19 protein-coding genes and 1 pseudogene are annotated in these 23,016 nt (G+C 71.2%); 14 read left to right on the top strand and 6 right to left on the bottom strand.

Annotated features, from left to right (window positions below; genetic code table 11):
• The first annotated feature begins 134 nt into the window (after positions 1-134).
• Positions 135-734 carry a class I SAM-dependent methyltransferase gene (locus IG99_RS26710; protein ID WP_037678023.1) on the top strand — a complete coding sequence of 200 codons (600 nt, stop codon included), beginning with the start codon at positions 135-137 and terminating at the stop codon, positions 732-734.
• A gap of 7 nt (positions 735-741) precedes the next feature.
• Here the strand turns inward: IG99_RS26710 and IG99_RS26705 are convergent, their stop codons facing one another.
• Positions 742-1,497 (bottom strand): alpha/beta fold hydrolase, encoded by a 756-nt coding sequence (locus tag IG99_RS26705; RefSeq protein ID WP_037677907.1) that lies wholly within the window; start codon positions 1,495-1,497, stop codon positions 742-744.
• Between the two features lie 119 nt (positions 1,498-1,616).
• Here IG99_RS26705 and IG99_RS26700 point away from each other — a divergent pair, with 119 nt between their 5' ends.
• Positions 1,617-2,141, top strand: coding sequence for a PadR family transcriptional regulator (locus tag IG99_RS26700; RefSeq protein WP_037677905.1), 525 nt, complete (start codon positions 1,617-1,619; stop codon positions 2,139-2,141).
• On the opposite strand, the gene IG99_RS26695 is transcribed toward IG99_RS26700, so the two are convergent.
• On the bottom strand, positions 2,127-3,023 hold the full coding sequence (locus IG99_RS26695) for an oxygenase MpaB family protein (protein ID WP_037677904.1): 897 nt from the start codon (positions 3,021-3,023) through the stop codon (positions 2,127-2,129). The two genes, IG99_RS26700 and IG99_RS26695, sit on opposite strands and share 15 nt — an antisense overlap.
• Positions 3,024-3,119: 96 nt before the next feature.
• Here IG99_RS26695 and IG99_RS26690 point away from each other — a divergent pair, with 96 nt between their 5' ends.
• Together IG99_RS26690 and IG99_RS26685 are read left to right on the top strand one after the other, a co-directional pair.
• Positions 3,120-3,449, top strand: a complete 330-nt coding sequence (locus IG99_RS26690) for a hypothetical protein (RefSeq protein ID WP_037678022.1) — start codon at positions 3,120-3,122, stop codon at positions 3,447-3,449.
• Between the two features lie 135 nt (positions 3,450-3,584).
• Positions 3,585-4,460, top strand: coding sequence for a hypothetical protein (locus IG99_RS26685; RefSeq protein WP_037677903.1), 876 nt, complete (start codon positions 3,585-3,587; stop codon positions 4,458-4,460).
• A 230-nt stretch (positions 4,461-4,690) separates the two neighbouring features.
• Here the strand turns inward: IG99_RS26685 and IG99_RS26680 are convergent, their stop codons facing one another.
• A complete protein-coding gene (locus IG99_RS26680) occupies positions 4,691-4,873 on the bottom strand; it encodes a hypothetical protein (protein WP_037677902.1) in 183 nt (60 codons plus the stop codon).
• Between the two features lie 221 nt (positions 4,874-5,094).
• Here IG99_RS26680 and IG99_RS26675 point away from each other — a divergent pair, with 221 nt between their 5' ends.
• Both IG99_RS26675 and IG99_RS26670 read left to right on the top strand, forming a co-directional pair.
• On the top strand, positions 5,095-8,103 hold the full coding sequence (locus IG99_RS26675; protein WP_234311957.1) for a DEAD/DEAH box helicase: 3,009 nt from the start codon (positions 5,095-5,097) through the stop codon (positions 8,101-8,103).
• Complete coding sequence (locus IG99_RS26670; protein ID WP_037677901.1) at positions 8,100-9,371, top strand: SWIM zinc finger family protein; 1,272 nt, start codon at positions 8,100-8,102, stop codon at positions 9,369-9,371. Before IG99_RS26675 ends, IG99_RS26670 begins: the two co-directional genes overlap by 4 nt.
• 31 nt (positions 9,372-9,402) lie before the next feature.
• On the opposite strand, the gene IG99_RS45855 is transcribed toward IG99_RS26670, so the two are convergent.
• Both IG99_RS45855 and xylA read right to left on the bottom strand, forming a co-directional pair.
• Entirely contained in the window at positions 9,403-9,810 is a 408-nt protein-coding gene (locus tag IG99_RS45855; RefSeq protein ID WP_078947918.1) for a hypothetical protein, read from the bottom strand.
• A 177-nt stretch (positions 9,811-9,987) separates the two neighbouring features.
• On the bottom strand, positions 9,988-11,154 hold the full coding sequence (gene xylA, locus IG99_RS26660; RefSeq protein WP_037677900.1) for a xylose isomerase: 1,167 nt from the start codon (positions 11,152-11,154) through the stop codon (positions 9,988-9,990).
• 177 nt (positions 11,155-11,331) lie between these two features.
• Here xylA and xylB point away from each other — a divergent pair, with 177 nt between their 5' ends.
• The 5 genes from xylB to exaC all read left to right on the top strand — a co-directional run bounded on the left by xylB (position 11,332) and on the right by exaC (position 17,889).
• Positions 11,332-12,777 carry a xylulokinase gene (xylB, locus tag IG99_RS26655; protein ID WP_037677899.1) on the top strand — a complete coding sequence of 482 codons (1,446 nt, stop codon included), beginning with the start codon at positions 11,332-11,334 and terminating at the stop codon, positions 12,775-12,777.
• A gap of 13 nt (positions 12,778-12,790) precedes the next feature.
• Entirely contained in the window at positions 12,791-14,035 is a 1,245-nt protein-coding gene (locus IG99_RS26650; protein ID WP_037677898.1) for an ROK family transcriptional regulator, read from the top strand.
• 277 nt (positions 14,036-14,312) lie between these two features.
• Positions 14,313-14,909 carry an N-acetylmuramoyl-L-alanine amidase gene (locus IG99_RS26645; protein WP_037677897.1) on the top strand — a complete coding sequence of 199 codons (597 nt, stop codon included), beginning with the start codon at positions 14,313-14,315 and terminating at the stop codon, positions 14,907-14,909.
• Between the two features lie 96 nt (positions 14,910-15,005).
• A complete protein-coding gene (locus IG99_RS26640) occupies positions 15,006-16,256 on the top strand; it encodes a GAF domain-containing protein (RefSeq protein WP_037678016.1) in 1,251 nt (416 codons plus the stop codon).
• Between the two features lie 109 nt (positions 16,257-16,365).
• Complete coding sequence (exaC, locus tag IG99_RS26635; RefSeq protein ID WP_037677896.1) at positions 16,366-17,889, top strand: acetaldehyde dehydrogenase ExaC; 1,524 nt, start codon at positions 16,366-16,368, stop codon at positions 17,887-17,889.
• Positions 17,890-18,671: 782 nt separating this feature from the next.
• Here exaC and IG99_RS26630 read toward each other — a convergent pair.
• A complete protein-coding gene (locus IG99_RS26630) occupies positions 18,672-19,433 on the bottom strand; it encodes an ATP-binding cassette domain-containing protein (protein ID WP_037677895.1) in 762 nt (253 codons plus the stop codon).
• Between the two features lie 174 nt (positions 19,434-19,607).
• Between IG99_RS26630 and IG99_RS26625 the strand changes: the two genes are divergently transcribed.
• The 3 genes and pseudogenes from IG99_RS26625 to IG99_RS26615 all read left to right on the top strand — a co-directional run.
• Positions 19,608-20,648, top strand: coding sequence for a substrate-binding domain-containing protein (locus tag IG99_RS26625; protein ID WP_394298050.1), 1,041 nt, complete (start codon positions 19,608-19,610; stop codon positions 20,646-20,648).
• Between the two features lie 40 nt (positions 20,649-20,688).
• Complete coding sequence (locus IG99_RS26620; protein WP_037677892.1) at positions 20,689-21,699, top strand: ABC transporter permease; 1,011 nt, start codon at positions 20,689-20,691, stop codon at positions 21,697-21,699.
• Positions 21,700-22,797: 1,098 nt separating this feature from the next.
• Positions 22,798-23,016 (top strand): annotated as a pseudogene (locus IG99_RS26615) (RNase J family beta-CASP ribonuclease); the annotation flags it as partial.

Here is a 23,016-nt window from a genome sequence, read left to right as displayed (position 1 = left end):
GGGGGACGGAGGCACAAAGGGGGCGCGTTTCGAAAGGTGCTGGAATATGACACAGAAATGCGCCGGAACGATCGCGTCCCGCTCGAACATGTGCGCAGAGTCATCCTCCGTACCGGTGAGGGATCATGCAGAACATGAGCGACGATCACACACACGTGCAGGAGTTCTTCACCGCCCGCGCGGCCGACTGGGACAGCCGCTTCCCCGACGACGGCCCCGCCTACGCGGCCGCGGTCGCCGATCTCGCTCTGCGCGAGGGCGACCGAGTGCTCGACGCGGGCTGCGGGACCGGGCGGGCGCTGCCACCACTGCGGGCGGCCGTGGGGCCCTCGGGAGTGGTCGTCGGAGCCGATCTGACCCCGGCCATGCTGGAGCAGGCCGTACGAGCCGGACGGGATCGGGACGGACGGTTGATGCTCGCCGACGTGACCGCGCTGCCGCTGCGCTCGCAGTCGCTCGACGCCGTGTTCGGGGCCGGCCTCATCTCGCACCTGCCCGATCCGGCAGCGAACCTGCGGGAGTTGGCTCGGGTGGTGCGGCCCGGCGGCACGCTGGCGCTCTTCCATCCGATCGGCAGGGCGGCGCTCGCGGCCCGCCAGGGCCGCCGGATCACCCCGGACGACCTGCGCGCGGAGCCCCGTCTCCGCCCCCTGCTGGCGGCATCCGGGTGGCGGATGACGTCCTACGTCGACGAGGACGTACGGTTCCTGGTCCTGGCCGTACGGGAAGCCTGACCGCTCGTCACACCTCTCCGGCGACCGCTGCCGCGAAGGCGTCGGGGTTGTCGAACATGACGTTGTGCCCCGCACCCGGCACGGTCACCACGCGCACGCCCGCCGCTTCCAGGGCATCCGTGCCGGGGAGCTCCCCGCTCAGCCCGCCCTGGAGATAGACGCGCTCGATGGGCAGCCTTTCGATGATGTCCCGCATGATCGGGTCGGATCCGCGCCTCAGCCCCACGGCACTGCGGTGCAGGGCGCGCGGATCGGCGAGGCGCATGGTGGCGGCCCACAGCGGGCCGACCTTCTCCAGCACGCGTGCGTGCCCACCGTCGACGAACGCGTCCTCCTCGTACGAGGCGATGCCGCTGCTCCCGGCGGTAGGCGGCGGGAAGGCGTCGAGATTGGCCTCGGTGAGGACCAGCCGGGAGACCAGGTCGGGCCGACGGTGGGCGAGCACCAGGGCCACGGAGCCGCCCATGCTGTGCGCGATGAGTTCGGCGCCCTTCACTCCCGCCTGGTCCAGGGCGGCCGCGAGGGCGTCGGCGTGGTCCTCGAGCGTGTACTCGTAGTGAGCCGGCCGGTCACTGATGCCGTGCCCCGGAAGGTCGACGAACAGGCTGCGTCGGCCGGCGAGTTCGGGGCGCGCCGCTATGTGCGCGTGGTACACGCCGGACGCCGCTCCCAGCCCGTGCACATACACACGCGCGGGCTCGGCTCCGGCCACCTCCGTCCAGCGGATGCGGCTTCCCTGGTCGTCGAACTCGGCCTGCTTCATCGTGTCCTCCCCTGTCCGCCCGGTCGGCGTCACGACCACACAATACATCGGTACCGAGGTATTCCCATACAGTAATACTCCGTACTCGATGTACCACGCGTATGGGAGAGAATGCGGGCATGCTGGAACTCGCCATCCTCGGATTCCTGTACGACGCCCCGCTGCACGGCTACGAGTTGCGCAAACGCCTCACAGCCTTGACGGGGCATGTGCGTCCCGTTGCCGAGAGCACGCTGTATCCCGCCATCAAGCGGCTGGAGAAGGCGGGCTTCCTGGCACGTGCCACGGAGCCCGGTGCCGTGGCAGCCCCCCGTCACACACTGACCCTCACCGACGAGGGCAGGCAGGAGCTGCGCCACCGGCTCGCCGACCCCGTCCAGCGCGACATCTCAGACGAGAACCGCTGGTTCACGGTTCTCGCCTTCCTCCGGCACTTGGAAGACCCCGACGCCCAGTCGGCCGTCCTGCGGCGCCGCCTCACCTTCCTGGAGGAACCGGCGAGCTTCTTCTACGAGGGCGACCGGCCGCTGCGCGCCGAGGAGTTGGACGATCCGTTCCGGCGCGGCATCCTCACCATCGCGCGCGCCACGTCCCGGGCCGAACTCACCTGGCTGCGGGACACGCTCGCCTCACTGGGCGGCTGAGTCGCCCACGTGCAGCACGGGGCACCCACGGACACCGGGCACCGGACGGGTGCCGAGTTCCTCCAGCCGGTAGCCGTTCGGGTAGCCCTTGATCTCCCGGTTCTGCCGCGCGTGGTGGGGGGCGCCGCGCGACGGCAGCAGACGGACGGCACGCCCGCGCAGGCGCACCGCGCGACGCACCAGCGCGCGGGTGGCGGCACGGGGCGGCGGGTAACGGAAGGCCCTCAAGAGGGACTCGTCGAGCAGGGCGAGCGTCGAGGAGCGCAGCAGCGGTGCGAGCGGGCGAGGGTACCAGGAGGCCATCAGGTCCAGCGTGGCGTCCGAGACGCGGCGCGCGCCCGGGTCCCAGGCGAAGTGCGCCTCCTCGTAGGTGTCGAGCAGATCCTCGAACTCCTCGTAGGTCTCGGGGATGTCTCCGATGCCCATGTGCCGTCCCAGGGTGCGATAGTGGACGGCGGAGGCGACGACCTCGTGACGCGACATCCTGCGCCACCCGTAGGCGTCGATCCAGCGCTTGGGCATCACGACGAACGTCGACAGGACGTACCGCATGTCGTCGTTGCCGATGTCGTAGCCGCGGTGCATCTGGTTGATGCGGCGAACGGCCGTGCGCCCCTGCGGACTGTCGAAGCCGTGCTCGACCACGGCGTCGAGGAGCAGCGAGGTGTCGTCGTAGCGCTTCTGTGCGCGGTCGGTGAGCTCCCCCGTCTCGGCGAGCAGGCGGCCGATGCTGGGTACGGCGTAGGTGCGGTACAGAGCCAACTCAAGTGCGCGGGTGACGTCCCAGGGGAACTCGTACGCCGAGGTGAGCCGGTAGATGTCGGAAGCGTCCTCGTACGGATCCATCCGCCGGATCTGTGCGAGCCGTTCGAAGCGCTTCATCGCGCTCTCCCCCTTCTGCGGCCGAAGCTCCAACTCTACGTTGTGGGGCAGGAACTGGGAGATCGGTCAGGCAACCCGATGGGGAAGGTGGTCGGCATGTCAGACACGTTTCGCAAGGCGTGTGCCCGTTTTCTGGGCGCCACGCGCGCGAAGGACGCCGCGCGCGTGGGGACGGACACCGATGGTGGGCGGAGCACCCCGGAGAAGCGCACCCACAACCTCTTTGAGGCCGCGGCCGCGTACGTCTCGGCGTGCGCGGACGACGACCAGGAGCGGATCGACGAGGCGGCGGGCTGGGTGTCGCCGGAGGCGCTGTCCTTCGGCGTCAACGAACTGGCGTGCCGCGCGGTGATAGCCCTCGCGCGGGAGCGCGACGAGTCGCCGCGGGCCGTGGCCCGTGCGCTGCTCGGACTGCCCGCTGCTTGATCATCCGGGCGGTGGATGGCCGATTCGCCCCGTCCAGGTGGAAAACTGCAGCTCCGGTGTGGTGGGGAGTCGTGACAAGGGCCTTCCGGTCGCACTAGGGTGCGCGCCGTTGGACAAACCCATGGGGAGGCTGGGATGGCCGGGACGGGCGAGGACGCCGTCGCCGCCGAGGACGATGCGCTCTACGTGCTCACGGCGGTGCTGCTGACGCCGGCGAAGTTCCCGAGTGTGCTGGGCGACGACTACCCGGAGGCCTGCGCGGCGCTCGGGCTCCCACCACTTGCCGACGGGTACGGCCTGGTGTTGGGCCAGGACGGGGAGGGCGCGCGTTGGACCGTCGTCGTGGACGACGTGTCACTGGTGGCCGTCGCCATCGCGTCCTGGGACTGCGGTATGGAGTACGACCTCTCGCCCGACGAGCGGTCGGTCGTGGCCGGGCTGCCGGGTTGGCCGCTGGCGGTCGCCGTGGCGGCCCCCGGCGTGCCCGCGCCGCACGATCCCGGCCCGGAGGCCGGCGAGGGCCCCCCGCTGACCCCGCCCGACACGGCCACCTGGGGTCCGGCACAGCGACGCCTGGGCGCGGACGAGATCGCGCTCCAGTGGGCGATGTGGCGGGAGCAGATAGACGACGCCGACTTCGCACCCTCGGAGGCCTCGCCCGCGCCCTCGGACGGCGCACAGGAGGGCCCGGGGGCCGAGGAGGGCACGCGGGGGGCACAGAGCACGGCAAGCGCGCCCAAGGGCCACAACGGCGTCCGGCGTGTCCTCGCGGAGGCGCGCGCCTACGTGGACACCCCACCGCCCCTGGGGCGCGTCCGGTCGGCCTTCGCGTCGGGCGACGCGCGTACCCTGCGTGCCGACGGCCCGGGCTGGTCGCTCGTGGCCCGCACCGACGACATCGCGTTCGTGCTGCTCGACGAGGAGCCGGGCGAGGTACTGCCAGTGGGCCGGGGACCTGAGCTGCCGGGCCTACTGGAGGCGCTGGACAAGATGGCCGTACGGCCCAGCTGAGCCACCGCTCGGACTCGGCGCGTTCCGATGCGGGGTGTTCTGATGCGGCGCTTTCGGACTCGGTGCTTGAGGACCCGGCGCTCAGGACCCGGTGTGCTGGAGACTCGACGCCGTGGAGCGTGGCACCGCTCCGTCCGCGGGCCGTACGGCCGGACGGCCGTGGACCGCGGACGGGGATGCGATCGCCTCGGGCGCGCCGCACGGCCGTTGCGGCCCGCGGCGGTGGTGCCTCAGCGGCCGAGCTCCTTGCGCGTCGCCCGCCTGAGCCTGCGCCGCTGCGAGGGGTCCAGGGTGAGGTAGGCGACCGCCGGAACTCCCAGAATGATCAGGAGTGAGGCCCACCAGGGCAACCAGATCAACAAGAGGAGCCCGACCGCCACACCCCCTGCGGCGATCTTCGCGTTCTTGGACATGTGCGTCGCCTCCTTCGCGGCCACTGCCGCTCTCTGCTCTGAGAACGGGCCCGTGCATGCCACAGTTCCGTCCGCGACCCTGAGACACCCCTGACACACCCCTTACATACCCCTGAGGTGAGCCCCAGCCAACCGGCGAGGGTGACGCAGATCATAAGACAGTCGATCGAGGCAGAGTATCAACGCGCTGTATAATCAGCGACTCGACCCAGTAGTCAAATTTGAGGAGTGGGCTCATCACCGCGGAGTGGGTTCCCGAGGCAACACCGTCCGACATCTCCGAACTGGCCCGCTGCTGCGCCGTATTCGTGCCCGGCGATCCGGCCCGTACCGGCACCGTCGCCTTCTGGCGCCCCGACGGGGACGCTCCCCCCGACGTCGCGTCGGGTTCCGCCGGGGACCTGGTCGTCGCCCTGCCCGGTGACGAGGGCGTCGAGGCGGTGACGGTGCCCGCCCTGCTGTTGCCGGTGCGCGCGGCCCTGCCCGTCCTCGCGCACGCGCGTACCGACGCACACGGGCACCGCGCCACCAGGTTCTGGGGCGCCGCCACCGTGCTCGCGCTCCACTTCACGGCACGCGGACTGCTCCTGCCAGGCCTGTCGGCGAGCGACCACGACGCCTGGCGCGTGGGCCCGCTGGGCACGGAGGACGCCGACCGCGTCCGCGATCTCGCCGCCGCGATGCCGCCCGAGGCACACGCCCTGCCGGTCGCCGGCGCCGTGCCGCTGCGGCTGCCCGACCCGGAGCGCTCGGTGCGGGCCTTTCTCGACGCGGTGGCCGACACGCTGCCCCGCTCCCCCGCCGCGCACCTGGCCACGGGCGGCCCTGCCTACGCCGCACGGGAGCCGCACCACATGCCCGAGCAGCGGGCCTGGGCCGCCGATGTGGCCGCAGGCCACGACGCCGGCGTGCGGATCTCACTCCGGGTCGAGGTCTCGGGTATCGGCGCGCCCGGCAGCGGGGTGAGGGGCATCGGCATCACCGGTGAGGAAGCGGACACGATGGGCATCACCGGTACCGAGGTGACCGGTACCGGCGTGCACGTTCCCCGGGCCACCGGCAAGCACGGCACCGCCGAGCCCGGCGACACCGCTGTCACGTTCCGGGCCGTGCTCCAGGTGCACAGCCTGAGCGACCCAGCTCTCGTCGCGGACGTCTCCGACGTATGGGCCGATTCCGGCGACACCGGCGCGGCCTTCGGCCCACGCGCGCGAATGGACGCGCTGCTCGCCCTGCGCCGCGCGGGCCGGGCCTGGCCCTCGCTCACCCCTCTGCTCGGGACGGCCGTGCCGGACGCCCTCGATCTCGCCGACGAGGAGGTCACCGAGCTGCTCGGAGAAGGCTCACGGGCCCTTGCCGCCGCGGGAGTCGACGTGCACTGGCCCAAGGGCCTCGCGCGTGAACTGACCGCCCGCGTGGTGGTCGGTCCGCCGGACGAAGGCGAGGGGCCCGAGAAGGCCTCGTCGGACGTGCCGTCGTTCCTGTCCGCGGACGCCCTGCTCGCCTTCGACTGGCGGTTCGCCCTCGGCGACCAGCGGCTCACGCACGAGGAGCTGGACCGTCTCGCCGAGGCCAGCCGGCCGGTCGTGCGCCTGCGTGACCAGTGGGTCCTGATCGACCCCCAGGAGGTGCGCCGGGCTCGCGCGCAGCAGGATCGCAAAGTCACGCCCGTCGACGCGCTGAGCGCTGCTCTCACGGGCTCCGCGGAGGTGGACGGCCGCCGCGTGGACGTACAGGCCACGGGATGGCTGGCGGCCCTGCGGGAACGGATCGCCAACCCCGAGGCCCAGGAGCCGGTCGGCCGACCGGCCACGCTCGCGGCCACGCTGCGGGACTACCAGCAGCGGGGTTTGAGCTGGCTGGCCCACATGACGTCCCTGGGGCTCGGCTGCTGCCTGGCCGACGACATGGGGCTCGGGAAGACGATCACGCTGATCTCCCTGCATCTGCACCGGCAGACCGATCCGTCGACGACAGGCCCCACCCTCGTGGTCTGCCCGACGTCGCTGATGGGCAACTGGCAGCGGGAGATCGAGAAGTTCGCCCCCGGGACGCCCGTGCGCCGCTTCCACGGACAGCGGCGGGATCTGGCGGAGGTGTCCGACGGGGAGTTCGTGCTCACCACGTACGGCACGATGCGCCAGGACGCGCGGCGGCTCGCCGAGGTGCCGTGGGGACTGGTCGTGGCGGACGAGGCCCAGCACGTGAAGAACCCGTACTCGGCCACCGCGCGGGAGCTGCGTTCCATCGGCGCACGCGCGCGTGTGGCGCTGACCGGTACACCGGTGGAGAACAACCTCTCCGAGCTGTGGGCGATCCTCGACTGGACCACGCCGGGCCTGCTGGGCCGGCTCGGCGCCTTCCGGACGCGGTACGCGCAGGCGGTCGAGGGTGGCCGCGACCCGGCCGCCGCCGAGCGGCTGGCCCGGCTCGTGGGTCCGTTCCTGCTGCGCCGCCGCAAGTCGGATCCTGGCATCGCGCCGGAACTGCCGCCCAAGACCGAGACCGATCACCCGGTGTCGCTCACCAGGGAACAAGCGGGCCTGTACGAGGCCCTGGTACGCAAGACGCTCGCGGAGATCTCGGCCGCCGACGCCATGGCACGCCGGGGGCTGATCGTGAAGCTGCTGACGGGTCTGAAGCAGATCTGCAACCACCCGGCGCAGTTCCTCAAGGAGGAGCGGCCGAGCATCCCAGGGCGCTCGGGAAAGCTGGAGCTGCTGGACGAGCTGCTCGACACGATCCTCTCGGAGGGGGCGGGTGTCCTGGTCTTCACGCAGTACGTGCGCATGGCCCGCCTCATCGAGCGACATCTCGCGGCCCGGGGAGTGCCCACACAGTTCCTGCACGGCGGGACACCGATCGCCGAGCGAGAGGCGCTGGTGCAGCGCTTCCAGGACGGCGAGGTGCCGGTCTTCCTGCTGTCGTTGAAGGCGGCCGGCACGGGGCTGAACCTCACTCGGGCCGAGCACGTCGTGCACTACGACCGCTGGTGGAACCCGGCCGTCGAGGCGCAGGCCACCGACCGCGCGTACCGCATCGGCCAGACCCGGCCCGTGCAGGTGCACCGGCTGATCGCGGAGGGCACGATCGAGGACCGCATCGCCGACATGCTCAGCCGCAAACAGCGGCTCGCCGACGCCGTACTGGGCTCCGGCGAGGCCGCGCTCACCGAACTGACGGATGCGGAACTCGCCGATCTGGTCGAGCTGCGAGGGGGGAACCGATGAGCCGGAACGACAGGGAGACGGAGCGGACGTTCGCCGCGATGCCGCCCGCGCACGGTCGGGGCTTCGCGGAGACGTGGTGGGGCCGGGCCTGGCTGAAGGCGCTGGAGGAGGGGGCGCTGGACGGACAGCAGGTGAAGACGGGCCGCAGACTCGCGCGCGCGGGCGCCGTGGGAGCGGTGTCGGTGCGACCTGGGCGGATCACGGCCGTCGTACAGGACCCGGACCGCTCCACGCATCGGGCCGATGTCCTGTTGGACGAGCTGTCCGACGCGCAGTGGGAGCGATTCCTGGACATGGCCTCGCAGCGGGCCGGTCATGTGGCGGCGCTGTTGGACCGCGAGATGCCGCCGCACCTGGTCGAGGACGCGGCGGCCGCGGGCATCGACCTGCTGCCCGGCATGGGTGACATGGAGCCGGAGTGCGGCTGCGGGGCCTGGGACCACTGCGGACACACGGCGGCACTCTGCTACCAGGTGGCGCGCCTGCTCGACCAGGACCCGTTCGTCCTGCTGCTGATGCGGGGGCGCGGTGAACGGACGGTCCTGGACGATCTCCAGGCCCTTGGCACCCGCACACCGCCCGAGGCGCCTGTCCCAGCGGACGCCGAGGGCGTGGACGCGGCGGAGGCGTACGCGACCGGTGAGATCCTGCCGCCCCTGCCCGGCTTGCCCGGGCTGCCCGAGGAACCCGGCGTGCCACCGTCGCTCGACACGGAGGCGCAGCCCGCGCCGGGGGTCGATCCGGTCGCGCTGGAGTTCGTGGCGGCCCGCACCGCGGCGGAGGCACACCGCTTGCTCGCCGAGGCGCTCCAGGGGCGGCAGCAGCCGCTCGGGGCTGAGCCGACCGTGTCCCAGGACGCCGTCCGCCTTGCCGCGGGCGGGCCGGAGGAGGTCATCGCGGACCGGCTGGCCGAGGGGTCGGGGCGTGACCGGGAGGAGTTGGCGGCGGCCGTGCGGGCCTGGCACCACGGGGGCGCGGTCGGGCTGTCGGTCCTCGAGGAGGAGTGGCCCGTTCGGGGCGAGGCGCTGGCACGCGCGCGTGCCGCCCTGGAGGCGGCCTGGGAGCAGGACGAACAGCCGCCGCTGGAGACGGGCGGCAACCGGTGGACCGTCGTCGGCACACCCCACCAGCTGCGCCTCGGCCGGGACGGACGCTGGTGGCCGTACCGCGAGGAACGTGGTCGTTGGGTCCCCGCGGGAGGGCCGGCCCGGGACCCGGCGACGGCCCTGGCCTCGCTGGAGCCGGGCCCCGATGAGGACAAGGCCTGAACCTCGGCTACGGCAGGAGCCTGAACCTCGGCTACGGCAGGAGGTCGTCCAAGGACGGCACCAGTGACTCGAGATCGCTCGGCAGACCGCTCGGCAGCTCGGTGGGGAACTGCGACGGCAGAGTGGGAATCCGGCTCGGCAGTCCGCTGGGCAGCTCGCTCGGAATGCCGAACGAGGGGTCGGCCGAGCCGCTGGGACTGGCGCTGCCCCCTCCGGACGGTTTGCCGCCCGGGGAGTCGCCCCTGTTGGACGCCAGCAGCACCACGGCGGAGACGGCTGCGATCGCGACGAGCACGACGAGCAGGATGAAGAGGGGGTTCGGACGCCTTCTCGGACCTCCGGCCGAGACGAGGACCTGAGTGGGCGGTCCGAAGCCGCCCGGAGGCGGCATGTCACCCGGCGGTCCGGGCGGCTGGGGCGGTACGGGCGGCTTGGCCATGGCGCCCAGGGTCGTCTCGGACCGGGCGGTGGGCGACCCCCGCGCGGGAGTTGATACGGACTCATGCCATGGATCGCACGATTCCGGAGCATTCCGCGTGGGGGCCGATCACCGCTCTGCGCGCGTACACGTCGGTACGCGCGCAGTAGGCGCAGGCGCGAGCACGCGCGTGTGCGTTCAGCCGCGGGTCCCCAGGAGGTGGTCCATGGCCAGCTGGTCGAGCTGCTCGAAGGCCATCCCGCGGGCGGCGGCCGCCTCCACGTCGAACTCCTCGAAGGCGGAGCGGTCGGCGAGCAGCGCCTGAAGGCCCTCCGCCGCGGTGGCCTGCGCCAGCTCGTCCAGACGGGACGCACGCAGGGCCTCCTGGACCTCCGGGTCGGCGCGGAAGGCCGCCGCGCGCTCCTTGAGGATGAGGTAGTTGCGCATGCAGCCCGCGGCCGACGCCCACACGCCGTCGAGGTCCTCGGTCCGCGGCGGCTTGAAGTCGAAGTGGCGCGGGCCGTCGTAACCGGCGCTCTCCAGCAGGTCGACCAGCCAGAAGGCCGAGCGCAGGTCGCCGGCGCCGAAGCGCAGGTCCTGGTCGTACTTGATGCCGGACTGGCCGTTGAGGTCGATGTGGAAGAGCTTGCCCGCCCACAGGGCCTGGGCGATGCCGTGCGGGAAGTTGAGCCCGGCCATCTGCTCGTGGCCGACCTCGGGGTTGACGCCGTAGAGCTCGGGGCGCTCCAGGCGCTCGATGAAGGCGAGCGCGTGGCCGACGGTGGGCAGAAGGATGTCGCCGCGCGGCTCGTTCGGCTTGGGCTCGATGGCGAAGCGCAGGTCGTAGCCCTGCGAGGTGACGTACTCGCCGAGGAGGTCGAAGGCCTCCTTCATGCGGTCGAGCGCGACGCGCACGTCCTTGGCGGCGCCGGACTCGGCACCTTCGCGGCCACCCCAGGCGACGTACGTCTTCGCGCCCAGCTCGACGGCGAGGTCGATGTTGCGGATCGTCTTGCGCAGGGCGTAGCGGCGCACATCACGGTCGTTGGCGGTGAACGCGCCGTCCTTGAAGACGGGGTGGGTGAACAGGTTGGTGGTGGCCATCGGAACGGTCATGCCGGTCGTGTCGAGCGCCTGGCGGAAGCGCTTGATGTGCGACTCGCGCTCGGAGTCCGAAGAGCCGAAGGGAATCAGGTCGTCGTCGTGGAAGGTCACACCGTACGCGCCGAGCTCGGCCAGGCGCTGCACCGTCTCGACGGGGTCGAGGGCGCGGCGGGTGGCGTCGCCGAACGGGTCCCTCCCCTGCCAGCCGACGGTCCACAGGCCGAAGGTGAACCTGTGCTCGGGGGTGGGCTGGTAGTTCATGCCGCGGCTCCTTGCTGCTGGCTATTTCGTCATGGCCGTTTACAAATTAGTATGCCGACGCAGCTCTGGGAAGGGACAAGAGGTCCCCGAGGGGTGGGTTCCGGGTCCGGGCGACTCGGAAAAGATGAAGAACATGCAGGTCAGAGCCTGCGGAGCCGCGGAAAAAGGGAGAACCCGATGTCAGCAGCCGAGGGTCCGCTCGTCGTCGGCGTGGACTCGTCCACCCAGTCCACCAAGGTGCTCGTCGTCGACGCGGCCACCGGGCAGGTCGTCGCGAGCGGTCAGGCCCCGCACATCGTGTCCTCAGGGGCCGGCCGGGAGAGCGACCCGCGTCAGTGGTGGGACGCTCTGTGCGAGGCGCTGCGCCAGTGCGGGGACGCGGCGCACGAGGCCGCGGCGGTGTCGATCGGCGGTCAGCAGCACGGTCTCGTCACGCTCGACGAACGGGGTGAGCCCGTGCGCCCGGCGCTGCTGTGGAACGACGTGCGCTCGGCGCCGCAGGCGCGCCGGCTGATCGAGGAGCTGGGCGGCCCGAAGGCCTGGGCCGAGCGCACGGGAAGCGTGCCCGGCGCGTCCTTCACCGTCACGAAGTGGGCCTGGCTGGCCCAGCAGGAGCCGGAGGCGGTCCGCGCGACGAAGGCCGTACGCCTCCCCCACGACTACCTGACCGAGCGCCTCACCGGGCAGGGCACGACCGACCGCGGCGACGCCTCCGGCACGGGCTGGTGGGCGTCCGGGACGGAGTCGTACGACGCGGATACCCTCGCGCACGTGGGGCTCGACCCGGCTCTGCTGCCCCGCGTCGTACGGCCGGGCGAGGTGGCGGGCACCGTCCGCGACAGCCATGACCTGCCGTTCGCCAAGGGCACCCTGGTGGCCCCCGGCACCGGCGACAACGCGGCGGCCGCGCTGGGGCTGGGCCTGCGCCCCGGCACGCCGGTGCTGAGCCTGGGCACCTCGGGCACGGTGTACGCCGTCTCCCGGCAGCGCCCCGCCGACCCGACCGGCACGGTGGCGGGCTTCGCCGACGCCCACGGCGACTGGCTGCCGCTGGCCTGCACGCTGAACTGCACCCTCGCCGTGGACCGCCTCGCGGCCCTGCTGGGCCTGGACCGGGAAGCCGTGGAACCGACGACCGCCATCACGCTGCTGCCGTACCTGGACGGCGAACGCACCCCGAACCTGCCGGGCGCCTCGGGACTCCTGCACGGCCTGCGCCACGACACCACCGCCGGCCAGCTCCTCCAGGCCGCCTACGACGGCGCCGTCCACTCGCTGCTCGGTGCGCTCGACCTGGTCCTCGACGCGGACGCGGACCGCTCCGCGCCGCTGCTGCTGATCGGTGGCGGCGCCCGCGGCAGGGCCTGGCAGCAGACCGTACGACGGCTGTCGGGACGCCCCGTCCAGATTCCGGAGGCCAAGGAACTCGTCGCACTCGGCGCCGCCGCACAGGCCGCCGGCCTCCTGACCGGCGAGGACCCGGCCGCCGTCGCCCGGCGCTGGAACACCGCTCAGGGACCGGTCCTGGACGCCGTGGAGAGGGACGAGGAGACGCTGACCAGGATCGCCGGGGTACTCTCCGACGCGGCCCCGCTGCTGGAGCGGGGCACGGACGCGCACTGAGGGATCGACAGGCATGACCGCACCGCCGCACGAGACCAACTCGGCCGGTCCCGGACGTGCGCTGCCCGACACCCAGCAGGGCATGCGCCGCCGCAACCTGGCCCGGGTGATGCACGCCGTCAGCGCCGAGGGGCCGTTGTCCCGTGCCGCGGTCGCCTCACACATCGGGCTGACACGTGCGGCGGTGTCCACTCTCGTCGACGAGCTCATACGCTCCGGCCTGCTCGAGGAGCTGGGTCCCGAACGGCCCGGCGGGGTGGGCCGCGCGGGAGGGGCGCGGCCCGGACGAGTGGGCCGTCCGGGGTCGGCGCTCACGGTCAGTGGGCACGGTCCGGCGGGGATCGGCGCCGAGGTGGGGGTCGACCACCTCGCGGTCTGCGCGGTCGACCTGCGCGGAAAGGTGCGGGCGCGTGCCGTGCGGCACGGCACGAACCGCGGCCGCGCCCCGGAGCCGGTGATCGGGGAACTCACGGAGCTGGTACGCCGGGTCGTCGCCGAGGCGGAGCAGGAGGGGCTGTGGCCGGCCGGGCTCGCGGTGGCCGTTCCCGGACTGGTGGCACGCGACGCGCGGACCGTCGTACGCGCCCCGAACCTCGACTGGCACGACACCGACCTCGGCGCCCTGCTGCCCGCGGAGTTCCCGCTCACCGTGGACAACGAGGCCAACTTCGGCGGACTCGCCGAACTCTGGCTCGGTGAGGACACCCCGAGGGACTTCCTGCACGTGTCGGCCGAGATCGGCATCGGTGCGGCCGTCGTCGTGGACGGGCACCTGCTGCGGGGAACACGCGGGTTCGCCGGCGAGTTGGGGCATGTGCCGGTACGGCCGGACGGGCCGGAGTGCGCGTGCGGCGGACGCGGCTGCCTGGAGCAGTACGCCGGCGAGGAGGCGGTGCTGCGCGCCGCGGGCCTGGAGCTGGGCGAGGACCGCGTCGGGCTGCTGGCGGGACGCGCCACCGACGGTGACGAGGACGTACGGCGAGCCCTGCGCGAGGCCGGTACGGCGCTCGGCGTCGCCCTGACCGGGGCCGTGAACCTGCTGGACCCCGAGGGCGTCGTCCTCGGCGGTGCGCTGGCCGGACTCGCTCCGTGGCTCGTGCCGGCCCTGCGGAGCGAACTGGCGCGGCGCACGGCGGGGCCCGCTTGCCCCGTATCGGTGTCCCGGCTGGGCTCCGAAGGGCCGCTGCTGGGGGCCGCGCACTCGGTGGTGCGGGCCGTACTGGACGATCCGGCGGCGGTGGCGGCGGACCGGGCCTGACGGCCCGTCACCATACGGCGGGCTACACCGGAATCACCCATTCGAGTGGGCGAGTTGTCCACAAGCCCGTGGCTGTCCACGGAAACGCGCCGCTCCCGTCCGCATGATCGGGGAGCGCCGTACCGTGATGCACACGAGACGCGCCCGCTGTGCGCAGAACGGAGCCCCATGCGATGAGTGACCCCGGCATTTCGACCGTCCGGTCCCGGATATCCCGGTCCCCGTCTCCGTGCGTGACCTCCACCCTCGCCCCACCCCAGCACCGAAGGGACCCTCCATGGAACGAGCCAGGCCGCGTCCCAGCAGACGACGGCTCCTGAAGGGCGCGGCCTTCGCCGCCGTGCCGTACGCATGGCTCAGCGGCACCCGGGCCGGCGCACAGGCGGCGGTCGACTACCCCCTCGCCGAGTGGCAGCCGGCGACCCCCTCGAACTACACCCCCGCGGGACGCCCCGCGGACTACACCGTCGACCGCGTCGTCATCCACGTCACTCAGACCACTTACTCCGAGGCCCTGTCCATCTTCCGGGACCCCGGCAAGGGCGTGTCCGCGCACTATGTGGTGCGGTCCGTCGACGGGTACGTGGCGCAGTGCGTGCGGGAGAGCGACGTCGCCTGGCACGCGGGCGACTGGGACCACAACACGCGCAGCATCGGCATCGAGCACGAGGGATGGGTGGACCGGCCCGCTTACTTCACCGACGCCCTGTACGCGCGGTCGGCGAGACTCACGGCGTGGGTCTGTGACAGATACGGCATCCCCAAGGACCGGGAGCACATCATCGGGCACTACGAGGTACCCGGCAGCGACCACACCGACCCCGGGCCGCTCTGGGACTGGGTGCGCTATCTGAGAATGGTCAACCTCGCCTGACAGTGTCCCGGGGCCGGGACGATGGCCGAAACGGTTGTCGGCGCGGGCACCCGGCGCAACGATGTCCCCAGCCGCATCGCCCTGAGGGAGGCCGCGTTGACCGATCCCTGGGTGGCCCTGGAGTCCGGGGCCGACCCCGCCGAACGTACGCGGGTCCTCCGTCGCGCGCACGAGACGTTCACCGAGGCGGGCACGGTGGCGCGGCCGGTGCGTTCGGTGGTGGCCGCTTCCTGGCGGCGCTCCGCGCGGGCCGGTGTCGGGCCGGACGGCACCGCGAGCGTCGAGATCGCGGACGGCGACCTCGACGCGGTGCGCGCCGAGCATCCGCTGGCGCGGGTCATGCCGCTGTTCCGGGAACTCATGGGCACGTTCGCCGCCGACGGGTCGCATCTGCTCGCGGTGTGCGACGCGCACGGTCGGCTGCTGTGGGTGGAAGGCCACGCGGCGACACGGCGCAGAGCGGGGCGGATGAACTTCGTACCCGGCGCGCGCTGGGCGGAGTCCGCGGTCGGGACGAACGCTCCCGGCACTGCGGTCGCCGTCGACCGCCCGGTGCAGGTGTTCGCCGCCGAGCACTTCATCCGCCGGGTGCAGCCCTGGACGTGTGCGGCGGCACCGGTGCACGATCCGCGGACCGGGCGGGTGCTCGGCGCTGTCGACGTCACCGGCGGCGACGGTCTCGCGCACCCGCACAGCCTGGGCTTCGTCCAGGCCGTGGCCCGAGCCGCGGAGGCCCACCTGGCGCTGCTCGCCCCGGAACCGCCCGCGTTCGACGCGCTCCGACTCACCGTGCTGGGCCGCGACGAGGCACTGCTCGTCGCCGACGGCCGCAGCATCAGGCTCAGCCGCAGGCACAGTGAGCTGCTGGTGTTGTTGTCCCGCCGTCCGGAGGGACTGACCGGTGACGAGCTGCTGTGCGCCCTGTACGAGGACGAGTCGGTGACGCCGGTGACCCTGCGCGCCGAACTGGCCCGGCTGCGCGGGGTCCTCGGGCCGGCGCTGCTGGCCTCGCGACCGTACCGGCTCACCGTGCCGGTCGAATCGGACCTCGCCGTCGTGGAGCGGCGCCTGGCGGCCGGTGCGGTCACGGCGGCCGCGACGGCGTACGCCGGTCCCCTGCTGCCCGTCTCGCGCGCACCGGCCGTGGCTCGGATCCGCGACCGCCTCGCCGACGAGCTGCGGGCCGCGCTGACAGCCCGACGCGACCCCGACCTGCTGGCGGACTGGGCCCACACGCCCTGGGGTGAGGACGACGTCGAGGTGTGGCGTGCGCTGGCAGCGGTACGGCCGACGGCGACGGTACGGTCCCGGCTGGCAGCCCTGGAGTCCGAGCTGGCGGCTCCCTGACCTCCTACCCCCTGACGGCGGCGCAACCTGGTTGCAACGTCCGCTTCCCTAGCCTCGCCGACGAGAGCTGCCCAACGGCGGGCAGCGCTGCTGAAGGAGGCAGACCGGCATGACCCGTTACGCGGCGCCCGGCACGGAAGGCGCGATCGTCTCCTACCAGGCGCGCTACGACCACTTCATCGGCGGTGAGTACGTGCCCCCGGCCCGCGGGCAGTACTTCGAGAACCCCAGCCCGGTGAACGGACAGCCCTTCACCGAGGTGGCACGCGGTACGGCGGAGGACGTGGAGGTGGCGCTCGACGCGGCGCACGCGGCGGCGCCCGGCTGGGGCCGCAAGTCCGCCGCCGAGCGCTCGGACGTCCTGCTCAGGATCGCCGACCGCATGGAGGCGAACCTGGAGGCACTGGCGGTCGCCGAGAGCTGGGAGAACGGCAAGCCGGTCCGGGAGACACTGGCGGCCGACATCCCGCTCGCCATCGACCACTTCCGCTACTTCGCGGGTGCGATCCGCGCTCAGGAGGGCTCGCTGGGCGAGGTCGACGACGACACGGTCGCATACCACTTCCACGAGCCGCTCGGCGTCGTCGCGCAGATCATCCCGTGGAACTTCCCCATCCTGATGGCGGCGTGGAAGCTCGCCCCGGCGATCGCGGCGGGCAACGCGGTCGTCCTCAAGCCGGCCGAGCAGACGCCGGTGTCCATCCACTACTGGATGAGTCTGGTGGCGGACCTGCTCCCGCCGGGCGTGGTGAACATCGTCAACGGCTTCGGCCCGGAGGCCGGAAAGCCACTCGCATCCAGTCCGCGGGTGGCGAAGGTGGCCTTCACCGGGGAGACGTCGACGGGGCGGCTGATCATGCAGTACGCCGCGGAGAACCTCAAGCCGGTGACGCTGGAGCTCGGCGGCAAGTCGCCGAACATCTTCTTCGACGACGTGTGGGACAAGGACGACGACCTGCGCGACAAGGCACTCGAGGGCTTCACCATGTTCGCGCTCAACCAGGGCGAGGTGTGCACCTGTCCGTCGCGCGGGCTGATCCAGAGCGGCAACTACGGCGACTTCCTTCAGGCAGCCGTCGCCCGCACGGAGCTGATCAAGCCCGGCCACCCCCTCGACACCGACACCATGATCGGCGCCCAGGCATCCGGCGATCAGCTGGCGAAGATCCTTTCCTACCTGGACATCGGCCGCAAGGAGGGCGCCAAGGTCCTCACCGGCGGTGAACGCCTCGACCAAGAGGGCGAGTTGAAGGGCGGTTACTACGTCCAGCCGACCATCTTCGAGGGCGACAACCGCATGCGGGTCTTCCAGGAGGAGATCTTCGGTCCGGTGGTCTCCGTGACGTCCTTCGACGACTTCGACGACGCCGTCAAGATCGCCAACGACACGTCGTACGGCCTCGGCGCGGGCGTCTGGACCCGCGACATCAACACCGCGTACCGAGCGGGCCGCTCGATCCAGGCGGGCCGCGTCTGGACCAACTGCTACCACGCCTACCCGGCCCACGCCGCCTTCGGCGGGTACAAGCAGTCGGGGATCGGCCGTGAGACCCACAAGATGATGCTGGAGCACTACCAGCAGACGAAAAACCTTCTTGTTTCATACAGTCCGAAGAAACTTGGGTTCTTCTAAAGCCTCAAGTCGGTTGCCTGAAGGCATCGTTGCGCTCCAGGCAATCCGATACAGGTGTCACGCTCCAACTCCAGGTCACCGCCCCGGGTCGGCCGCGAGCCAATGGCACCCCTCCTGGAACCACTTCCGAGGGGTGCGTCCGGCGCGGTCGAAGGTCGGCCATCCCCCAGTGTCTGGGCCCGCACCCCCACCTCAGTCGCCCTGACCGCAGCCAAGCCCGAACTGCCCGCCCGATACCGGAGGCCAACCCGGCTCCCTCGGCCGATACCTGCGACCGCGACCCCGCTTCGACGTTCACCGCAACTGGGAAAGGTGGCGGACCTGGTCGGATGGCGACTCAGACCATCGGGGGAAATCCCGCCAATCTTGGGTCGAGCCCGATTGCGTGCCTCGCGCAGGCGGAGGGCGACATCTGGGGCCGCCGGGATCGGCGACGCACCAGGAGCTGGGCTGCGGCTCGGCCATGACCTGCTGACCGGGGCTGTGGGAGTGGAACGCCGCCAGCGTCCCGCAGCGCCTCCGCCCGAGACCCCGCACAGCACCTCCCGGTCCGGCAACAGCTTGCGGCCCGCCTACCGAAAGCGACGCTCCCGCTGCGTCAGCAACGAATCCACTCGTTGCAGGGGTGGTCCGGCAAGACGCCCCTGACGCACACCATCCAACTACACTCCGGACAATGCCTCTGACCAGGCCAGACAGTAAAACGTTGCTGGAGTACCGGAACGGGTGGGACAAGCTCAGCACCGGCTTTCCGGTCCCGCGTGGGGCGGATCCTGCGCGGATCAGGGGCTGCTCGAGATGCCTGTGATGGAGGAGATGATCCGGTCCTGAGATGTGGTCGGCACGTGGAAGAAACCGTTGTTGTAGCCGAGCCGCAGCACCGCGGCCCGGTCCGCGACGGCCTTGACGTCTCCCATGTTGTGACTGATGAGGATCACCCCGATCCCCTGTTCGCGGAGCTCGTCGACCAGGTCGAGGACATGGCCCGCCTGCTGTGTGCCGAGTGCCGCGGTGGGCTCGTCGAGCAGGACGGCCTTCGGTTTGCCCAGGAGCGCCCGGGAGATCGCGACCGTCTGCCGCTGGCCCGCCGACAGCGTGGCGACGGGGGTGCGCACGTCGGGGACGCGAATGCCCAGTGCGTCCAGCTGCCGACGTGCCTCCACGCGCATGCTGCTCTTGTCCATGTGCCGGAGGAGGCGGCCCAGGACACCGGGGCGTATCCGCTCCCGGCCGAGAAAAAGGTTTTCGGCCACATCGAGGCCGTCGCACAGCGCCAGGTTCTGGTACACGGTCGCGATACCGAGGTGTTGGGCGGCCTGAGGGGTCCTGATCTGCACCGCCCGACCCTCCCACTCGATGACGCCGTCGTCGGCCGGTGCGACGCCCGCGATGACCCTGACGAGAGTGGACTTGCCGGCGCCGTTGTCCCCCAGAAGGGCGACGACCTCGCCGGGGTGGACTTCCAGCTCGACGTCCTTGAGGGCCTGCACGGCACCGAACCGCTTGGAGATGCCACGCAGTGCGAGCAGCGGCGAACCGGTCACGCGTACCTCGCCTCCTCCGTGCGACGGCGCCGAGAGTACAAGGTCTCGGCGGAAATCCGCCCCGTGGTCAACGGTAGGTCAAAGCTCGCTTACGTGACCTTTCGGAATAATCTCGACACGTGAGGCGGAGGTAGGAATCGTGGGGCGTTGGACCGGCCGAAGGAGGGCGTGACCATGACACACGACCGTTCGAGCCGCGAGCGCGCATGTCAGTGGCGTTGCCGACGGGGAGCGGCGCTCCTCATGGCGGGTGGCCTTCTGCTCGGGGCCGCAGGATGCGGCGGGGGGCAAAGTGACAGCGGTGGCGCGGGGTCGGGGAAGGTCAAGATCGGCCTAGTGACCAAGACCGAGACCAATCCGTACTTCGTGACCCTGCGCGAGGCCGCCTCAGCGGCGGCGAAGGAGAACGGCGCCAAGCTCATCGCCCTGGCCGGCCGGTTCGACGGGGACAACGAGGGCCAGGTCGCCGCGATGGAGAGTCTCATCTCCGCCGGTGTGAAGGGCATCCTCATCACCCCGTCGAACGGCACGGGGCTCCTGAGCACCATCGCGGAGGCCCGCCGACGGGGCATTGTGGTGATCGCGCTGGACTCCACCACCGAGCCGCCGAGCGCGACCGACGCCACCTACGCGACGGACAACGTCAAAGCGGGACGCCTCCAGGGTGCCTACCTCCGGGCTGCTCTCGCCGGCCGGCCGCCCAAGGTGATCATGCTCGACGGCACGGACGACTCCACCGTCAGCGAGCAGCGTCACGAGGGGTTCCTCAAGGGCTTCGGCATCGCGAACGACTCCCCGGCGATTCGCGGACAGGCGAACACCAATGGAGAACGCAATCCGGCACAGGCTGCGACGGAGAACCTTCTGGAGCGCACGAGCGACATCAACACGGTCTACACGATCAACGAGCCGGTGGCCGGCGGCGCCTCCGCGGCCATGGCGGCCCGCGGCCTCACCCAGAAGGTGACCATCGGCTCCATCGACGGTGGGTGCGACGGCGTCCGCGACGTCCGGTCCGGCAAGTACGCCGCCACGGTCATGCAGTTCCCGGTCAGGATGGCCACGCGAGGCGTCGACTCGGTCGTCGAGTACGCCAGGAGCGGGAAGAAGCCGCACCGACTCTCGGACACGGGCACCGTGCTCATCACCGACAAGCCAGTGGACGGACTGGCGTCTCAGAATACGGACTGGGGACTGAAGCATTGCTGGGGATGACCTACCGACGTCGAGCGGTCGAAGGGGATCAGGCTGACCGATGAGAACACCTGCCACCGGACGCGCCGTCGGCAATGAACGGCACGCCCGGCTCCGGGAGAGACTCCGGTACGCCCTGCGCACGCCGGCCGTCGGCCCTCTCGCCGCTCTGTTCATTGCCGTGGTGGTCTTCTCGATCACCACGGATACGTTCCTGACGTCGCAGAACCTCTCGCTGGTGCTCCAGCAGTCCATCGTGATCGGCACTCTGGCACTGGGCCAGTCCCTGATCATCCTCACAGGCGGCATCGACCTCTCGAACGGCGCCATCGCGGTCCTCGGCACGATCGTCATGGCCAAACTTGCCTTCGAGGGCAGCAACCCCGGGGTGGCCCTGCTTCTCGGTCTGGCCGTGGCGACGTTCCTGGGACTGGTGAACGGCCTGCTCGTTGCCCGGCTGGGCTTGCCCCCCTTCATCGTGACCCTGGGTGCCTTGACCGTCATCTTCGCGGTGAGCCGGCTCTACGCCGATTCGCGCAGCTATCAGGTGACCTCCGATCTGCTCCTGTTCTGGGGGTACGGCATCCAGCTCGGAGCGGTGCGCCTCACCTGGGGGACGTTCATGCTCATCGGCCTTTACGCGCTCTTTTGGTACGTACTTGCCAACACCGCCTGGGGCCCGCACGTTTACGCCGTCGGCGACGCACCTGAGTCCGCCCGTCTGACCGGCATCAACGTCGGGAGCACGGTCCTCTCGGTCTACGTCACCGCCGGATTCCTCTACGGCATCGCCGCCTGGCAGGCCCTCGGCCGGATCGCCAACGCCGACCCGAACGCCTACCAGACGGCCAACTTGGAGAGCATCACCGCCGTCGTGCTCGGCGGCACCAGCTTGTTCGGCGGCCGGGGCAGCATCATCGGCACGCTCATCGGGGCCCTCATCGTCAACGTACTCCGCTCCGGTCTCACTCAGGCGGGCATCGACAGTCTCTACCAGGATGTCGCGACCGGGACCCTCGTCGTCGTCGCGGTCGGCGTCGACCAGATCCTGCGGAGAAGCGGCTCACGCTGATGCCAGGGTCCCGGCCGTGCCTGCCGTGGCTCCCACTGGCCTTCTCGGCAGGTTTCGGCCGCGCCCTGACGCCGTCACCCGAGACGGCATCCGCCCTCCGGCGCGTATCGACTCGTGCTCGATACCCCTTTGAGGGCGTCCGGTCGCTGTTGCGGCGTGGCCCACTGGCCGGCACCGCCTTCACCGACGACGAGCACCGGTGAGTAATCCTCGACTCGGCCGGACGCAGTCTCTACACAAGGCAGTCACCACGCGACTGGTGAGGCACCGCCGAGGCGATCCCTGCATCCCCGTCCACTGGTCCGGATCTGCCGGTCGAGTGGGGGCATCCTCCGGAGGGCCGAGCAGCCTTCACCATCCAGCCCACTGGCAAGGTCTGGGCGACGCCGGGGAGCCTGAAGCCCGGCCAATCACACAGCGTTACCGATTCAAGATCCGGACCATTCAGGGACCGAGGCACTGGGCCAGCCTCCGGTTTGCGTCATCTGTGCAGGTCAACGCGTGCGGCACCCGTCTACCACCAGCAGACGAAGAACGTTCTTGTTTCATATGGTCCGAAGAAACTTGGGTTCTTCTAGAGCTGCGGGTGACGTGTTTCTTCTGGGTGATCACGGGCGGGAGCTCCGCGCATCGCTGCGGCTGCGCCGCAGTCCCACGCCACCCGGACGGCGTGCGGGGCTGCTCCTCGCGTTCACGGACGTCACCAGGTTCCGGCATGGCTGGCGGGGGCGGCGAGCGCTTCGGGGACACAGCCAACTGTCACGCCCGGCAAGGGAAGCTGCCTCGGGGCGCTCTCGGCCCACTTGCTCCTGAGCGCCGACGGCACCCGCGTCTCGACCACTTCGAGTGGACCAGTGCCGAGGCCCAACGGGAGGTGGCGCACGCCGGAATACACGACAGGGTGCACGAGATCTTCTCCAGCACCGGGCAAACGGTTCGGCCACGGAAGGTGATAGCGCTTTTCACCCTCGCCTGTTCCGGCCGCCGACCTGATCCGATCGTGCCGAGGCACCCGCTGCGGGTGTCCCGCTCCGTCGGGAAAAGGAGATCGCACAGGCGATGGATCATCCTGTCCCGCTCTCCGGGTACCGTCAGGGTATGAGTCATCCGCACCCCGAGTTGAAAGCCGCCCCGCCTCTTCCCGAAGGGGGGCTGCGGGTCATCGCCCTGGGCGGCCTGGGTGAGATCGGCCGCAACATGACCGTCTTCGAGCACGCGGGCAAGCTGCTCATCGTCGACTGCGGCGTGCTGTTCCCCGAGGAGACCCAGCCCGGCGTGGACGTGATCCTGCCGGACTTCACCTCGATCCGGGACCGG

Origin of the sequence: Streptomyces griseus subsp. griseus (assembly GCF_000720255.1) — a bacterium.
Lineage (GTDB): Bacteria > Actinomycetota > Actinomycetes > Streptomycetales > Streptomycetaceae > Streptomyces > Streptomyces griseus_I.
The sequence above is the reverse complement of the archived record's forward strand: the minus strand, read 5'-3'. Positions and strand labels throughout refer to the sequence as shown.

What these genes read in the sequence shown, in the direction of transcription:
- IG99_RS26710 (WP_037678023.1), top strand. Translation starts at nt 135, where the DNA reads ATGAGCGACGATCACACACACGTGCAGGAGTTCTTCACCGCCCGCGCG.
- IG99_RS26705 (WP_037677907.1), bottom strand. Translation starts at nt 1,497, where the DNA reads ATGAAGCAGGCCGAGTTCGACGACCAGGGAAGCCGCATCCGCTGGACG.
- IG99_RS26700 (WP_037677905.1), top strand. Translation starts at nt 1,617, where the DNA reads ATGCTGGAACTCGCCATCCTCGGATTCCTGTACGACGCCCCGCTGCAC.
- IG99_RS26695 (WP_037677904.1), bottom strand. Translation starts at nt 3,023, where the DNA reads ATGAAGCGCTTCGAACGGCTCGCACAGATCCGGCGGATGGATCCGTAC.
- IG99_RS26690 (WP_037678022.1), top strand. Translation starts at nt 3,120, where the DNA reads ATGTCAGACACGTTTCGCAAGGCGTGTGCCCGTTTTCTGGGCGCCACG.
- IG99_RS26685 (WP_037677903.1), top strand. Translation starts at nt 3,585, where the DNA reads ATGGCCGGGACGGGCGAGGACGCCGTCGCCGCCGAGGACGATGCGCTC.
- IG99_RS26680 (WP_037677902.1), bottom strand. Translation starts at nt 4,873, where the DNA reads ATGTCCAAGAACGCGAAGATCGCCGCAGGGGGTGTGGCGGTCGGGCTC.
- IG99_RS26670 (WP_037677901.1), top strand. Translation starts at nt 8,100, where the DNA reads ATGAGCCGGAACGACAGGGAGACGGAGCGGACGTTCGCCGCGATGCCG.
- IG99_RS45855 (WP_078947918.1), bottom strand. Translation starts at nt 9,810, where the DNA reads ATGGCCAAGCCGCCCGTACCGCCCCAGCCGCCCGGACCGCCGGGTGAC.
- xylA (WP_037677900.1), bottom strand. Translation starts at nt 11,154, where the DNA reads ATGAACTACCAGCCCACCCCCGAGCACAGGTTCACCTTCGGCCTGTGG.
- xylB (WP_037677899.1), top strand. Translation starts at nt 11,332, where the DNA reads ATGTCAGCAGCCGAGGGTCCGCTCGTCGTCGGCGTGGACTCGTCCACC.
- IG99_RS26650 (WP_037677898.1), top strand. Translation starts at nt 12,791, where the DNA reads ATGACCGCACCGCCGCACGAGACCAACTCGGCCGGTCCCGGACGTGCG.
- IG99_RS26645 (WP_037677897.1), top strand. Translation starts at nt 14,313, where the DNA reads ATGGAACGAGCCAGGCCGCGTCCCAGCAGACGACGGCTCCTGAAGGGC.
- exaC (WP_037677896.1), top strand. Translation starts at nt 16,366, where the DNA reads ATGACCCGTTACGCGGCGCCCGGCACGGAAGGCGCGATCGTCTCCTAC.
- IG99_RS26625 (WP_394298050.1), top strand. Translation starts at nt 19,608, where the DNA reads ATGACACACGACCGTTCGAGCCGCGAGCGCGCATGTCAGTGGCGTTGC.
- IG99_RS26620 (WP_037677892.1), top strand. Translation starts at nt 20,689, where the DNA reads ATGAGAACACCTGCCACCGGACGCGCCGTCGGCAATGAACGGCACGCC.